This is a genomic window from Streptomyces sp. NPDC028635 (assembly GCF_040637635.1).
GTDB lineage: Bacteria > Actinomycetota > Actinomycetes > Streptomycetales > Streptomycetaceae > Streptomyces.
The window spans coordinates 38,335-51,968 of sequence record NZ_JBEZWX010000024.1; the positions used below are offsets into that span (position 1 = coordinate 38,335).

At 74.2% G+C, this 13,634-nt stretch carries 13 protein-coding genes; 5 read left to right on the forward strand and 8 right to left on the reverse strand.

Annotated features, from left to right (window positions below):
* Positions 1 to 4: 4 nt before the first annotated feature.
* The 3 genes from AB0E88_RS23860 to AB0E88_RS23870 are packed head-to-tail and all read right to left on the reverse strand — an operon-like array spanning position 5 to position 3,662.
* A complete protein-coding gene (locus tag AB0E88_RS23860) occupies positions 5 to 1,738 on the reverse strand; it encodes an L-aspartate oxidase (protein ID WP_361633747.1) in 1,734 nt (577 codons plus the stop codon).
* Positions 1,735 to 2,727 (reverse strand): pantoate--beta-alanine ligase, encoded by a 993-nt coding sequence (gene panC, locus AB0E88_RS23865; RefSeq protein ID WP_361633750.1) that lies wholly within the window; start codon positions 2,725 to 2,727, stop codon positions 1,735 to 1,737. Before panC ends, AB0E88_RS23860 begins: the two co-directional genes overlap by 4 nt.
* Positions 2,724 to 3,662: a DUF2520 domain-containing protein gene (locus AB0E88_RS23870; RefSeq protein WP_361633753.1), complete on the reverse strand. Its 939-nt coding sequence runs from the start codon at positions 3,660 to 3,662 to the stop codon at positions 2,724 to 2,726. The genes panC and AB0E88_RS23870 overlap by 4 nt, the downstream gene beginning before the upstream one ends.
* Before the next feature lie 293 nt (positions 3,663 to 3,955).
* Here AB0E88_RS23870 and AB0E88_RS23875 point away from each other — a divergent pair, with 293 nt between their 5' ends.
* Positions 3,956 to 5,179 carry a beta-eliminating lyase-related protein gene (locus AB0E88_RS23875; protein WP_361633755.1) on the forward strand — a complete coding sequence of 408 codons (1,224 nt, stop codon included), beginning with the start codon at positions 3,956 to 3,958 and terminating at the stop codon, positions 5,177 to 5,179.
* Here AB0E88_RS23875 and AB0E88_RS23880 read toward each other — a convergent pair.
* Positions 5,151 to 5,375, reverse strand: a complete 225-nt coding sequence (locus AB0E88_RS23880) for a hypothetical protein (protein ID WP_361633758.1) — start codon at positions 5,373 to 5,375, stop codon at positions 5,151 to 5,153. The two genes, AB0E88_RS23875 and AB0E88_RS23880, sit on opposite strands and share 29 nt — an antisense overlap.
* 179 nt (positions 5,376 to 5,554) lie before the next feature.
* Between AB0E88_RS23880 and AB0E88_RS23885 the strand changes: the two genes are divergently transcribed.
* Positions 5,555 to 6,661, forward strand: coding sequence for a DUF5937 family protein (locus AB0E88_RS23885; protein WP_361633761.1), 1,107 nt, complete (start codon positions 5,555 to 5,557; stop codon positions 6,659 to 6,661).
* A gap of 33 nt (positions 6,662 to 6,694) precedes the next feature.
* On the opposite strand, the gene AB0E88_RS23890 is transcribed toward AB0E88_RS23885, so the two are convergent.
* The 3 genes from AB0E88_RS23890 to AB0E88_RS23900 form a co-directional block, all read right to left on the reverse strand.
* Positions 6,695 to 7,327 (reverse strand): AAA family ATPase, encoded by a 633-nt coding sequence (locus tag AB0E88_RS23890; protein ID WP_361633764.1) that lies wholly within the window; start codon positions 7,325 to 7,327, stop codon positions 6,695 to 6,697.
* A 33-nt stretch (positions 7,328 to 7,360) separates the two neighbouring features.
* Complete coding sequence (locus AB0E88_RS23895; protein ID WP_361633767.1) at positions 7,361 to 8,032, reverse strand: response regulator transcription factor; 672 nt, start codon at positions 8,030 to 8,032, stop codon at positions 7,361 to 7,363.
* A gap of 61 nt (positions 8,033 to 8,093) precedes the next feature.
* Positions 8,094 to 9,296, reverse strand: a complete 1,203-nt coding sequence (locus AB0E88_RS23900) for a sensor histidine kinase (RefSeq protein ID WP_361633769.1) — start codon at positions 9,294 to 9,296, stop codon at positions 8,094 to 8,096.
* Between the two features lie 118 nt (positions 9,297 to 9,414).
* Between AB0E88_RS23900 and AB0E88_RS23905 the strand changes: the two genes are divergently transcribed.
* Positions 9,415 to 10,428 (forward strand): SAM-dependent methyltransferase, encoded by a 1,014-nt coding sequence (locus AB0E88_RS23905; protein WP_361633772.1) that lies wholly within the window; start codon positions 9,415 to 9,417, stop codon positions 10,426 to 10,428.
* A 28-nt stretch (positions 10,429 to 10,456) separates the two neighbouring features.
* Here AB0E88_RS23905 and AB0E88_RS23910 read toward each other — a convergent pair whose 3' ends face one another.
* Entirely contained in the window at positions 10,457 to 11,608 is a 1,152-nt protein-coding gene (locus AB0E88_RS23910; RefSeq protein ID WP_361633774.1) for an NADH-quinone oxidoreductase subunit D, read from the reverse strand.
* Positions 11,609 to 11,639: 31 nt separating this feature from the next.
* Here AB0E88_RS23910 and AB0E88_RS23915 point away from each other — a divergent pair, with 31 nt between their 5' ends.
* Together AB0E88_RS23915 and AB0E88_RS23920 are read left to right on the forward strand one after the other, a co-directional pair.
* A complete protein-coding gene (locus AB0E88_RS23915; protein WP_361633776.1) occupies positions 11,640 to 12,170 on the forward strand; it encodes a PH domain-containing protein in 531 nt (176 codons plus the stop codon).
* A gap of 62 nt (positions 12,171 to 12,232) precedes the next feature.
* The gene (locus AB0E88_RS23920) at positions 12,233 to 13,528 is read left to right on the forward strand and encodes a PH domain-containing protein (protein ID WP_361633923.1); all 1,296 of its coding nucleotides are present in this window, start codon (positions 12,233 to 12,235) and stop codon (positions 13,526 to 13,528) included.
* Positions 13,529 to 13,634: the final 106 nt, after the last annotated feature.

Below are 13,634 nucleotides of genomic sequence, written 5' to 3' on the forward strand. Positions count from 1 at the left end.
TGGGTCACTGCTCCTGGGGACGCCGGGGCGCGGGGGCCTCGGGGCGGGTCGGGGGGAAGTCGGCGGTGTCGGTGGTGTGCACGGCGAGCGACCGGTCCGGATTCAGCGTCACGACGATGTGGCGGCGCCAGTGGGTGTCGTCGCGCTCGGTGCGGTCCTCGCGCCAGTGGCAGCCGCGGGTCTCCTCGCGCTGCTGGGCGGCGGCGACCAGGACGCGCGCCACGCACAGGAGGTTGGTGGCCTCCCAGGTGTCGACGCCGGGCTCGGCCGTCTTGCCGTTCTCCTCCAGCGCGTCGCGGGCCTCGGCGTGCAGGCGCTGGAGCTGGTCGGCGGCCCTGGCGAGGGACTCGGCGGAGCGCAGCACGCCCGCGCCCTCGGTCATGATCCGCTGGACGGCGAACCGGGTCTCGGGAGCGAGCAGCGGGAACGCCGGCTTGTCCGGGTACGGCACCGGCTCGGGCACACGCGCGTGCAGGCCGCTCGCGGCGTGGCTGGCGGCGATGTCGGCCGCGATGCGCTCGGCGTAGACCAGGCCCTCCAGCAGCGAGTTGGAGGCGAGCCGGTTCGCGCCGTGCACGCCGGTGCAGGCGACCTCGCCGCACGCGTACAGCCCGGGCACGGTGGTGCGGCCCCGGGGGTCGGTGCGCACGCCGCCGGAGGCGTAGTGCGCGGCCGGGGCGATCGGGATGGGCTCGTGGACGGGGTCGATGCCGTGGGCGCGGCAGGCGGCGAGGATGGTCGGGAAGCGCTGCTCCCACATCTCGGCGCCGAAGTGCCGGGCGTCGAGGAACATGTGCTCGGCGTCCTGCTCCAGCATGCGGCGCAGGATGCCCTTGGCGACGATGTCGCGCGGCGCCAGCTCGGCCAGTTCGTGCTGCCCGACCATGAAGCGCACACCGTCGGCGTCGACCAGGTGGGCGCCCTCGCCGCGCACCGCCTCCGAGACCAGCGGCTGCTGGCCTTCGGCGTCGGGCCCGAGGAAGAGCACGGTCGGGTGGAACTGCATGAACTCCAGGTCGGAGATCTCCGCGCCCGCGCGCAGGGCGAGCGCCACACCGTCGCCCGTGGACACGGACGGGTTGGTGGTCGCGGAGAACACCTGGCCCATGCCGCCGGTGGCGAGGACGACGGCGGGCGCGTGCACGGCGCCCACGCCGTCGTGCTGGCCCTCGCCCATGACGTGCAGGGTGACGCCCGCGGTGCGGCCGTCGGCGTCGGTGAGCAGGTCGAGCACGAGCGCGTTCTCGATGGTGCGCATCCCCCGCGCGCGTACGGCCTCGACGAGGGCCCTGGAGACCTCCGCGCCGGTGGCGTCGCCGCCCGCGTGGGCGATACGGCGCCGGTGGTGGCCGCCCTCGCGGGTGAGCTGGAGGCCGCCCTCGTCGGACTCGTCGAAGTGGGCGCCGGTCGCGATGAGCCGCCGTACCGCGTCGGGGCCCTCGGTGACCAGGACGCGCACGGCTTCCTCGTCGCACAGGCCGGCACCGGCGACGAGGGTGTCCTCGAGGTGCTCCTCGGGGGTGTCGCCCTCGCCGAGGGCGGCGGCGATGCCGCCCTGCGCCCAGCGGGTGGAGCCGTCGTCGAGGCGGGCCTTGGTGACGACGACCGTGTTCAGGCCGGCGGCCTCGCAGCGCAGGGCCGCGGTCAGGCCGGCGACGCCGGAGCCGACGACCACCACGTCCGCGGCGATGGACCACCCGGGGGCGGGCGCGTGCAGTCGTATGCCTGTGCTGGTCACGAGGCGGCTCCGAAGGTGAGAGGAAGGTTGTCGATCAGCCGGGTCGCGCCGACCCGGGCGGCGACGGCGAGGACGGCCTCGCCGGTGAAGTCGTCCTCGATCTCGGTGAAGTCGGACGGGTCGACGAGTGCGAGGTAGTCCAGTACGAGCGGCGGGTCCAGGCGGGCGGCCTCGTCGAGGACGGCTCGCGCGGCGGCGCGTACGGCGGCCGGGCCGCCGGGGGCGACGGTCGCCACGGCGTGCGCGTCGGCGGCGGCGCGGGACTCGCCGAGGGCGCTGAGGGCTTCGGCACGCGCGTGCGTGGCGGGCACCTCACGCGCGCGTGCGCGCAGCGCCTCCTGGGCGGCGTGCCGGTCGCGGCCGGCGAACAGCGCGCGGGACAGCGCGAGCGCGGTGTGCCGCTCCTGCGGGGACAGGTAGCGGTTGCGGCTGGACAGGGCGAGCCCGTCGTCCTCGCGGACGGTGGGCACGCCGACGATCTCGACGCCGAAGTTCAGGTCGCGCACCATGCGCCGGATCAGGGCGAGCTGCTGGGCGTCCTTCTGGCCGTACAGGGCGACGTCGGGGCGGGTGAGGTGCAGCAGCTTGCCGACGACGGTGAGCATGCCGTCGAAGTGGCCGGGGCGCGAGGAGCCCTCCAGCCGCTCCCCCATGGGGCCGGCGCTGATGCGGACCTGCGGTTCGCCGCCCGGGTAGACCTCTTCCACGGACGGCGCGAAGACGGCGTCCGCTCCGGCCTGCTCGGCGATCTTGAGGTCGGCGTCCAGGGTGCGCGGGTAGCGGTCGAGGTCCTCGCCCTTGCCGAACTGCAGGGGGTTGACGAAGACGGTGACGACGACCTCGCCGTCGGCGCCGGCGACCCCGCGCGCGGTGCGGATGAGCGTGGCGTGACCCTCGTGCAGGGCGCCCATGGTCATCACGACGGCGCGGCGGCCGCCACGCGTGCGTGCGTGGAGTTCGCCGGCGGTGCGCAGCAAGGTGATGGTCATCGGGCGTCCCCTTCGGTGCCGTCGATCCCGTCGGTGCCGGTGGCGAGTACCCCGAGGAGGTCCTGCGCGAGTTCCGGCTTGAGCAGTCCGTGGGCGAGCGCCCGGTCGGCGGTCGCACGGGCCATCGCCAGGTACCCGGCGACGGTCTGCGGCGCGTGCTTGCGCAGCTCTTCGACGTGCGCGGCGACCGTGCCGGCGTCCCCGCGCGCGACGGGGCCGGTCAGGGCGGCGTCGCCGGAGCGCAGGGCGTTGTCGAGGGCGGCGCCCAGCAGCGGGCCGAGCATCCGGTCGGGGGCCTCGACGCCGGCCTCGCGCAGCAGTTCCATGGACTGGGCGACCAGGGTGACCAGGTGGTTCGCGCCGAGGGCGAGCGCCGCGTGGTACAGCGGGCGCCTCTCCTCGGCGATCCACTCCGGTTCGCCGCCCATCTCGATCACCAGGGCCTCGGCGGCCAGCCGCAGCTCCTCGGGCGCGGTGACGCCGAAGGAGCAGCCGGCCAGGCGCTGCACGTCCACGGGCGTGCCGGTGAACGTCATCGCCGGGTGCAGGGCCAGCGGCAGCGCGCCCGCGCGCAGCGCCGGGTCGAGCACCTTCGCGCCGTACCGACCGGAGGTGTGCACGAGGAGCTGGCCCGGCCGGACGGCGCCGGTCTCGGCGAGGCCCGCGACGAGGGCGGGCAGGGTGTCGTCGGGGACGGTGAGCAGGACCAGGTCGGCGCGCTGGAGGACCTCGGCGGGCGGCACGAGGGGCACGTCGGGCAGCAGGAGCGCGGCGCGCCGGCGGGAGGCGTCGGAGACCCCGGAGACGGCGACCGGGCGGTGCCCGGCGAGCTGGAGGGAGGCGGCGAGCGCGGGGCCCACGCGCCCGGCGCCGACGACGCCGACAGTGAGCCGCGCGGGGCGGTCCCTGGGATCTGGCTGCTGGCTTGTACTCACGCGACGGGGGCCTTCCGTTCCAGTCCGCTCCGGGTACCGGACGATTTCTCGTCATGTTAACGCTATCGGGTCGCCAGGCGTCCGTTCGTCCACAGGCTGTGGGTTACGCCACGCCCCGCGCGGAGGCCCTGCGGTGGGGGCGAGGCAGGGACCTGCGCATGCCTGCGGTGGGGGCGAGGCAGGGACCTGCGCATGCCTGCGGTGGGGCGCGGCGGGGCATGCGCGTGCCTGCGGTGGGGCGCGGCGCGAAATGCGGATGCCCGCCTCACCCGGCGCACGGCATGATCGCGCGCATGAGCGATGCGGCGGAGCAGGACGGACGGCGGGCGGACGAGACGAGCGACCCGGCGCGGCACACGGACGAACCGGCGGCCGACGGGTTGCGCGAGCAGATGCGCGACCGGCGCCTTGTCGCACACAGGGGCGCGCAACGGGTGCTCTCACGCCCCGGCTATCTGGCCACCCTGCGGGAGCGCCTGGCGTTCCTGGAGCGCGCGGCGCAGCTGCACGACCTCGACGACCGCCCCGATCAGTACGGCGACGGCATCGTCGAGACCCTGGAGGCCCGGGTCGCGGAGCTGCTCGGCACCGAGGCGGCCGCGTTCTTCCCGACCGGCACGATGGCACAGCAGGTCGCCCTGCGCTGCTGGGCGGCCCGCACCGGCGACCCCACCGTCGCCCTGCACGCGCTGGCCCACCCCCAGGTGCACGAGGGCGGGGCGTTCTCCGTGGTCAGCGGGTTGCGCACGGTCCCGGTGACGAGCGCGCCGCGGATGCCGACGGCCGAGGAGGTGCGTGCCTTCCCGGAGCCGTTCGGGGCGCTGATGCTGGAGCTGCCGCTGCGTGACGCGGGATTCCTGCTGCCGTCCTGGGAGGAGCTCACCGGGGTCGTGGAGGCGGCGCGCGAACGCGACGCGGTGGTGCACATCGACGGCGCGCGGCTGTGGGAGGCAACGTCCCACTTCGGCCGCCCGCTGACGGAGATCGCCGGCCTGGCCGACAGCGTGTACGTGTCGTTCTACAAGTCCCTCGACGGCTTCGGCGGCGCCGCCCTCGCCGGCCCCGCGACGCTGGTGGAGGAGGCGAAGACCTGGCGGCACCGGTACGGCGGCATGATCCTGCAGCAGTTCCCGGCCGTGCTCACGGCGCTCGCCGGTCTCGAGTGGGAGCTGCCCCGGCTGCCGGAGTACGTGGCGCACGCGCGCGTGGTCGCCACCGCTCTGCGCGAGGGGTTCGCCGAGTCCGGCCTGCCCTGGGCGCGCGTGCACCCCGAGGTGCCGCACACCCACCAGTTCCAGGTCTGGCTGCCCTACGACCCTCGGCCGCTGTCCGAGGCGGCGGTGCGTCAGGGTGAGGAGACCGGGACGCTGCTCTTCCAGAGCCCGTGGGAGCAGGCCGGACCGGGTCTGTCCCGCACCGAGGTCACGGTGCGCGCCGCCGGCCTGGAGTGGAGCGAGGCCGACGTGCGCGCCGCGGTGGCCGACTTCGTCACACGCGTGCGTGCGCTCGCCGGCTGACGTCCGCGCGCCGCGACCGCAGCCGCCACCACAGCCGACCGCGGGCCGGGCGCCCGGCGAGCACCGCGCGGAACCGGCCGTGGTCGCGCAGCTCGCGCACCAGCCGCCACGCGTGGCTGCCCGGCGCGGGCGGGGCCGCCTCGCCGTGCTGCCGGGCGCGGTGGGCGTCGAGGAGGTACTGCTGGGTGATGCTCATGGCGGATCGCCTCTTCGGGGTGTGACGTGCGGGGACAGGGAGTTCGGGAAGGGTCCGGAAGGCTCCGCGGCGGCCCCGGTGCCTCCAGCCTGCGTCCGGTCCGCCGCGTACGTCCCGCCGATTGACGGTCGCCGTCAATCGGCGGGGGCGCTGTCAGTGGTGGGGTGCACGATGGGCACATGAGCGTGCGCATCGACATCACGGGGCTGCGGCCGGAGCAGGTGGCCGTCGTGCCCTCCGCCCTGGCCGAACTCGGCATGGCGCTGCACGCGCTGTCCGAACCGGGCCACCATCCGGGACTGCAGGGCTGGGTGACCGGGGTGACGGCCCGGCTCGACCCGCATCTGGCCGACCGGATGTGCGAGGCCGACTTCCTGTGGCGGACGACGTTCTCCGACCTGTTCCTGCCCTTCGCCGGCATCCCCGGCGGCAGCACCCTGCCCGGGGCCACGCTCGCCGAGGACCTCGACCTGCTGGACGAACTGACGGACGCGCAGTTCGTCGACGCCGCCCTGGAGTTCACCTGCACCCCGGCGACCGCCGCGCCGCAGGTCGGAATCCTGGACGATCCGGCGGTGCGCTGCCGGGCCCTGGAGGTGGCCGCCTCCCGAGGGCCCCGGCAGGTGCGTTTCACCAAGCGGCTGCTGGACGACCCGCCCAGCGTCCGGGCGTGGCTGCGTCGCTTCCTTCAGGACTGCGAGGAGGCGTTCTTCGCCGACGTCTGGGCGCGACTGCGCCACCAACTGGCCGCCGATGCCCGGCACAAGACGGATCTGCTGCGACGCAAGGGACTCGCGGAGGCCCTGGCCGCGGTCTCGCCCGCGACGAGCCTCGACGAGGAGCGCGGGCACATCGTCGTGGACAAGCTGGCCCAGGCCCTCACGATCACCGCGGGCGGCGGCCTGCTGCTCGTCCCGACCAGTCTCGGCTGGCCGCATCTGAACGTCCTGCACCGAGCGGGCTGGCAGCCCCTGCTGCACTACCCCGTCGGCTCCCCCGACCTGACCGCGCCCACCTCGGTCGAGGAACTCACCCTGCGGATGACCGCCCTGTCCCACCCGGTGCGCATGCGCATCTGCCGCCACCTGGCCCGCAGCGCGTACACCACGGGGGAGCTGGCCCGTGTGCACGACATGTCGCCGCCCGAGATATCCCGCCACCTCGGCGTGCTGAAGAAGGCCGGCCTGATCACCACCCGCCGCCGCGGCCGCTACGTCCTGCACCAATTGGACGTGACGGTGGTGGCCCGGCTCGGCAGCGACTTCCTGGAAGGGATCCTCCGGTAGGCCACCGCTTCGGGGCCGCCGGAAGGGCGGGCGTCAGTCGAAGCGGATGTGGCGCAGCCCCACCGCCGTCCGCCGCAGCCGCGTCCGCAGCCGGCTGTCGGTGTTCGGGGTCAGCCGCAGTCCGGCCAGGACGGCGATGCGGTCGGCCGTCTTGGGCACCGTGGTGTCGTCGGTCCACAGATGCTCCGCGAACTCCGGTTCCCGCAGGCTCTCCAGGCAGTGGTCGAGCTGCTGCACCGCCCAGCTCTCGCGGCGCAGCCCGGCGTTCTTCCCGGCGGCGAACAACAGGAGGTGACCGAAGCCGCGCTCACGCAGCCGCCTCAGTACGGTCTCCCGCTCGGCGAGCAGCGTGAAGTGCCGTACGTCATGGCCCCGTTCGCGCAGCCGGCCGACCGTTTCGGCGAAACAGCCGGAGTCGGTGACCGTCATGGGGACGATCACCACACCCTCGTGCCCGGTCAGCGCGAGGTCGAGCACCTCGACGACACCCTGCCGCCAGGAGAGCAGGTCACGGAAGTCTCCGCGCAGTCCGGGCGGCAGCATGCGACGCAGGCCGAACCCGGCGTGCTCGGGGTCGCAGATGACGCTGCCGGGAAGCCGGCGCCGTATCTCATGAGCCGTCTGTGTCTTGCCGCCACCGAAGGGGCCGTTGATCCACAGGAGCATGGCCCGACACCCTACCGGCGCCGCACCACCCGGTCAGCCGTGTCCGCCGGCCCGCACCAGCCCGGTCTCGTACGCCAGGACCACCACCTGCACACGGTCGCGCAGCCCCAGTTTGGTCAGGATGCGGCCCACATGGGTCTTCACGGTCGCCTCCGACAGCACCAGCCGGGCGGCGATCTCGCCGTTGGACAGGCCCTGCGCGACCAGCACCATCACCTCGCGCTCCCGCTCGGTGAGCCGCTCCAGCTCCTTGGCCTGCGGCTCCCGGCCCGAGGACGGCAGCATCGGCGCGAACCGGTCCAGCAGCCGGCGCGTGGTGGACGGCGCGACGACCGCGTCACCGCTGTGCACGGCCCGGATCGCGGCGAGCAGGTCGCCGGGCGGCACGTCCTTGAGCATGAAACCGGAAGCACCCGCCTTGAGCCCGGAGAAGGCGTACTCGTCCAGGTCGAAGGTGGTCAGGATGAGCACCTTGGGCGGTTCGGGCTCGGAGCAGATGCGCCGGGTGGTCTCCACGCCGTCCAGCTTCGGCATGCGCACGTCCATCAGGACGACGTCGACGGCCGTCGAACGCAGCACCTGCAGGGCCTCGACGCCGTCGCCCGCCTCCGCGACGACCTCCATGTCCGGCTGGGCGGCAAGCACCATCCGGAACCCGGTGCGCAGCAGCACCTGGTCGTCGACGAGCATCACGCGGATCGTCATCGGGCCTCTTCCGTTCGAAGTCACAGGGTCGGTGAGTGGGCCGGGCCGGTCACATAGCCGGTCAGTGGGCCGGCTTGAGCGGCAGGAGGGCGCTGATGCGGAATCCTCCGCCCGGGCGCGGCCCGGCGTCCAGGGTGCCGCCGACCATGCCGACCCGCTCGCGCATGCCGATCAGACCGTGCCCCCTGCCGTCGATGCCGCCCTCCTCGTACAACTCGTGCGGGGCGCCCTTGCCGTCGTCCTCGATGAGCAGGCCGAGCCCGTCGTCGAAGTACACCAGGCGCACGCTGGCGCCCGCGTTCGGCCCGCCGTGCTTGCGGGTGTTGGTGAGCGCTTCCTGCACGATCCGGTACGCGGTCAGCTCGACGCCACTGGGCAGCGGGCGCGGCGTGCCCTCGACGCGGAAGTCGACGGGCAGTCCGGAGCCCCGGCACTGCTCGACCAGGTCCTCGATCTGCTCCACATCGGGCTGCGGGACGTACTCGCCGCCCTCCTGGTGCTCGCCGGTGCGCAGCACGCCGAGCAGGCGGCGCATCTCGGCGAGGGCCTGCCGGCCGGTGGAGGAGATCGTCTCCAGGGCCTTCTTCGCCTGGTCGGGGGCCGCGTCCAGCACATAGGCGGCGCCGTCGGCCTGGACCACCATCACGGACACGTTGTGCGCGACCACGTCGTGCAGCTCGCGCGCGATCCGGGCGCGCTCGGCGGCCACCGCCACCTTCGCCTGCGCCTCGCGTTCCTTCTCCAGGCGGGCGGCGCGCTCCTCCAGCTGGGCGTAGTAGGCGCGCCGGGTGCGTATCGAGTCGCCGAGCACCCAGGCCAGGGCGAAGGGCACGGTCTGGAACACCACCAGGGCGACGTTGCCCGCCACGCTCGCGTTCTCGTTGGGCCAGCGCAGCTGCGCCACGGTGGCCGCGCTCAGGCCCATGGCCAGCGCGAGCCGGGAGGCCCAGCGCGCGCCGGTCGCGGCGACCGTGTAGACGATCACCAGCATCGCGAAGTCCGGGGTCATCGTGTCGACGTCCAGCGCGAGCTGCGCCACCCCGAGCGCGACGGCCAGCAGCAGCATCTTCTCCGGCATGCGCCGGCGCAGCGCGACCACCAGGCACAGCAGCAGCGTCACCGGCACGAGCAGCGCGGCGGCGTCGGTGCCCCGGTTCGCCTGACCGGCCCCCGCGGCCATCAGCGAGACCCCGAACAGGGCGACGGCCCAGAAGGCGTCGACACCGGTCGGGTGTCTGCGGAGGAAGTCGTAGAGGCGCTGCACGTAACCCAGCGTAGGCAAGCGGGATAGGTGCAGGGGTCAACCGGAGGGTCGATCCCCGCCCGGCGAGCGTACTCCCCAAGGTGGAGGCCGCGATCACCTGTACGCCTACTCTGTGCGCGTGGGTGAGGAGACGACGGACCGCGCGGGCGGCGCGAACGGCCGGCGCGGCTGGCGGGCCGCGACCGAGGAGGCGCTGTACGGCGCGCACGGTTTCTACCGTCGGCCGGAGGGCCCGGCCGGGCACTTCCGTACGTCGGTGCACGCATCCCCGCTGTTCGCACGAGCCGTGGCGGCGCTGCTGGTACGGGTGGACGAGGCCCTGGGCCGGCCCGCCGGACTGGACTTCGTGGACATGGCCGCGGGGCGCGGGGAGCTGGCCGCCGGGGTGCTGGCCGCTCTGCCCGCCGAGGTGGCCCGACGCACGCGCGTGTGCGCCGTCGAGATCGCCGCCCGTCCCGCCGGGCTCGATCACCGGATCGAGTGGCTCACCGAGCCGCCGCGGGAGATCACCGGGCTGCTGTTCGCCAACGAGTGGCTGGACAACGTCCCCGTCGACGTCGCCGAGGTGGACGCGTCGGGCACCGCGCGGCTGGTGCTGGTCCGGCGCGACGGCACCGAGCGGCTCGGCGAGCCCGTGTCGGGCGCGGACGCCGCGTGGCTGGCGCGCTGGTGGCCGCTGGCCGGGGAGCCGGGGCTGCGCGCGGAGATCGGGCGGCCGCGCGACGAGGCGTGGTCGGCGGCGGTGGGCCGCGTCGCGCGGGGGCTCGCGGTGGCCGTGGACTACGCGCACACGGCGGCGGCACGCCCGCCGTTCGGCACGCTGACGGGCTTCCGGCAGGGGCGCGAGATGGCTCCCGTACCGGACGGATCGTGCGACATCACGGCGCACGTGGCGCTGGACGCGTGCGCCCTGCCGGGCGGGCGGACCCTGACCCAGCGCGAGGCACTGCGCGCCCTCGGCATCACCGGCGCACGCCCCCCGCTCACCCTCGCCTCCACGGACCCCGCCGCTTATGTGCGCGCCCTCGCGAGCGCCGGTGAGGCCGCCGAGCTGACCGCGCCGGGCGGCCTCGGCGACTTCGGCTGGCTCCTCCAGCCCGTCGGCGTCCCCGACCCGCTGACCGCCGGGTGACGCCACGTGCCGGTGCCGGCCGTGCGACCTACTTGTCGATGTCGCCGACCACGAAGAACATCGACCCCAGGATCGCCACCATGTCCGCGACCAGCGTCCCGGGCAGCAGCTCGGTCAGCGCCTGGATGTTGTTGTACGACGCCGAGCGCAGCTTCAGCCGGTACGGCGTCTTCTCGCCCTTGCTGACCAGGTAGTAGCCGTTGATCCCGAGCGGGTTCTCGGTCCACGCGTACGTGTGGCCCTCGGGCGCCTTCAGGACCTTCGGCAGCCGCTGGTTGATCGGTCCCGGCGGCAGTTCCGCGAGCCGGTCGAGGCAGGCGTCGGCCAGGTCGAGCGCATTGTGCGTCTGTTCCAGCAGGCACTCGAAGCGGGCCAGGCAGTCGCCCTCGGTCCGGGTGACCACCTTCAGCGTGTCCTGCAGCTCCCCGTAGGCCAGGTACGGCTCGTCGCGGCGCAGGTCGAAGTCGACGCCGGAGCCGCGCGCGATGGGGCCGCTCACGCCGTACGCGTGCACCGTCTCGGGCGCGAGCGTGCCCACGTCGCGGGTGCGCCCGCGGAAGATCTCGTTGCCGAGGACGAGGTCGTCGAAGACGTCCATACGGGAGCGCACGGCGGCCACCGCCTCACGCGCGCGTGCGCTCCAGCCGGCCGGCAGGTCCTCCTTGAGGCCGCCGACGCGGTTGAACATGTAGTGCATGCGTCCGCCGGAGACCTCCTCCATGACGTTCTGCAGCACCTCGCGCTCGCGGAACGCGTAGAAGACCGGCGTGATCCCGCCCAGCTCCAGCGGGTAGGAGCCGAGGAACATCAGGTGGTTCAGCACCCGGTTCAGCTCCGCGAGCAGCGTGCGCGTCCACACAGCGCGCTCGGGCACCTCCATGCCGAGCATCCGCTCGACGGCGAGCACCACGCCCAGCTCGTTGGAGAACGCCGACAGCCAGTCGTGGCGGTTGGCGAGCACGATGATCTGGCGGTAGTCGCGCGCCTCGAACAGCTTCTCCGCGCCGCGGTGCATATAGCCGATCACCGGCTCCGCGCGCATGATGCGCTCACCGTCCAGCACGAGCTTCAGCCGCAGCACGCCGTGCGTGGACGGGTGCTGAGGCCCGATGTTGAGCACCATGTCGGTGCTCTCCGCGGCGCCGCCGATCCCGACCATGGTCTCCGTCGTAGGAGTCATGGACACAGTCTCTCCTACGTACGCTGGCCGCATGGAGACGGGGAGCCCGCACGACCGGCGGGATGCGGCGGACACGGGGACGACGGCGCAGGGGGTGGAGCCCGTGTGGACGGGCCTGCCACCGGGGCTGCTGCGGATGCGACGGCTGCTGCTGGTGGCGTGGCTGGGGGTGATCGCCCTGACCGGCGGGCTGCTGCTGGGGCTGCTCGTCGGTCCGGCGTGGGCGGCCTTCGCGGTGCTGCCTTCGGCTGCGGCGGCGGTATGGGGCTGGGTGCTGCTCGGCCGCAACTGGCGCTCCTGGCGGTACGCCGAGCGCGCCGACGACCTGCTGATCAGCCGGGGTGTGCTGTGGCGCGAGGAGACCGTCGTGCCGTACGGGCGGATGCAGCTGGTGGAGGTCACCTCCGGTCCCGTCGAGCGGTACTTCGGGCTGGCCGGCGTGCAGCTGCACACGGCGGCCGCGGCGACCGACGCGGCCATCCCCGGCCTGGACCCGGCCGAGGCGGAACGGCTGCGCGACCGGCTCACCGAGCTGGGCGAGGCCCGATCGGCGGGACTGTGACGGCGCACGGGGCCGCCGGCGGCACGGGCGCGGAGCCGGCCGTCGTCGGTGCCGGCGGGGAGGTGGCCGTCGTCGAGCGGCGGCTGCATCCGGTGACGCCGTTGCGGCGGGCGTGGGCGCCGATCGCGGTGATCGTGGGCTGGGCGGTGCACGACCCCGACCAGGCGCAGCGGCAGCTGACCCGGCTGACCACCACCACGCTGCTGCTCGCGCTCGCCGTCATCGTCCCGGCGGCCGCCCTGTACGGCTTTCTGACCTGGTGGTTCACGCACTACGCGGTGACCGACTCGGAGCTGCGCATCCGCACCGGCCTGCTGTTCCGCCGGAGCGCGCACATCCGGCTGGAACGCATCCAGGCGATCGACGTCACGCAGCCGCTGCTCGCGCGGATCGCGGGGGTGGCGAAGCTGCGGCTCGACGTGGTCGGCGCGGAGAAGAAGGACGAGCTGGCGTTCCTCGGCGAGCGCGAGGCGCGCGCGCTGCGCGCGGAACTGCTGGCGCGCGCCGCCGGGTTCGCGCCCGAGACGGCGCACGAGGTCGGGGAGGCGCCGGCCCGCGAGGTGCTGCGCGTGCCGCCGCGGGTGCTCGCGCTGTCGCTGGCTCTGACGGGGGCCACATGGGGTTCGCTGGTCGCCGCGCTCGTCGTCCCGCCGGTGCTGTGGCTGGTCACCCACAGCCTGTGGACGGTCCTCGCGACCGCGGCGCCGCTGCTCGGTACGGCCGGGGCGAGCAGTGTGGGGCGGTTCGTGGCGGAGTACGACTGGACGGTCGGCGAGTCGCCGGACGGGCTGCGCATCGACCGGGGCCTGCTGGACCGCAGCCACGAGACGGTGCCGCCGGGGCGGGTGCAGACGGTGCGGATCGTGCAGCCGCTGCTGTGGCGCCGCCGGGGGTGGGTGCGGGTGGAGCTGGACGTGGCCGGGTCGTCGAACTCGGTGCTCGTGCCGGTCGCGCCGCGCGAGGTCGCCGAGGCGGTCGTCGCACGCGTGCTGCCCGGGGTGGTCGTACCGGCGATGCCGTCGCTGTCACGGCCTTCGCGGCGGGCCGGGTGGTGCGTGCCGGTGTGGTGGCGGGGCTACGGGCTCGCGGTCACCGGAGAGGTGTTCGCCGCGCGGCACGGCTTGCTGCGACGGCGTCTCGCGCTCGTGCCGCACGCCAAGGTGCAGAGCGTACGGGTCACGCAGGGGCCGTGGGAGCGGCTGTGGGGGCTGGCCGACGTGCACGTGGACACGGGCGCCGACAAGACGGTCACGGCGCGGTTGCGGGATGCGGGGGAGGCGGCGGAGTTGCTGCGAAGCCAGGCGGAACGCTCCCGAACGGGCCGACGGGCTGCGCGGGCGGACCGCTGGATGACGTGAGCCTGCGGCGCTGGGTGCGTTGTGCCTGCGGCGCCAGGGGTGCGTTGTCGGATGCGGGTGCGTCGTGGCTGGTCGCGCAGTTCCCCGCGCCCCTAGGTGTCTACGG

What these genes read in the sequence shown, in the direction of transcription:
- AB0E88_RS23910 (WP_361633774.1), bottom strand. Translation starts at nt 11,608, where the DNA reads ATGACTCCTACGACGGAGACCATGGTCGGGATCGGCGGCGCCGCGGAG.
- AB0E88_RS23915 (WP_361633776.1), top strand. Translation starts at nt 11,640, where the DNA reads ATGGAGACGGGGAGCCCGCACGACCGGCGGGATGCGGCGGACACGGGG.
- AB0E88_RS23895 (WP_361633767.1), bottom strand. Translation starts at nt 8,032, where the DNA reads ATGACGATCCGCGTGATGCTCGTCGACGACCAGGTGCTGCTGCGCACC.
- panC (WP_361633750.1), bottom strand. Translation starts at nt 2,727, where the DNA reads ATGACCATCACCTTGCTGCGCACCGCCGGCGAACTCCACGCACGCACG.
- AB0E88_RS23875 (WP_361633755.1), top strand. Translation starts at nt 3,956, where the DNA reads ATGAGCGATGCGGCGGAGCAGGACGGACGGCGGGCGGACGAGACGAGC.
- AB0E88_RS23885 (WP_361633761.1), top strand. Translation starts at nt 5,555, where the DNA reads ATGAGCGTGCGCATCGACATCACGGGGCTGCGGCCGGAGCAGGTGGCC.
- AB0E88_RS23880 (WP_361633758.1), bottom strand. Translation starts at nt 5,375, where the DNA reads ATGAGCATCACCCAGCAGTACCTCCTCGACGCCCACCGCGCCCGGCAG.
- AB0E88_RS23890 (WP_361633764.1), bottom strand. Translation starts at nt 7,327, where the DNA reads ATGCTCCTGTGGATCAACGGCCCCTTCGGTGGCGGCAAGACACAGACG.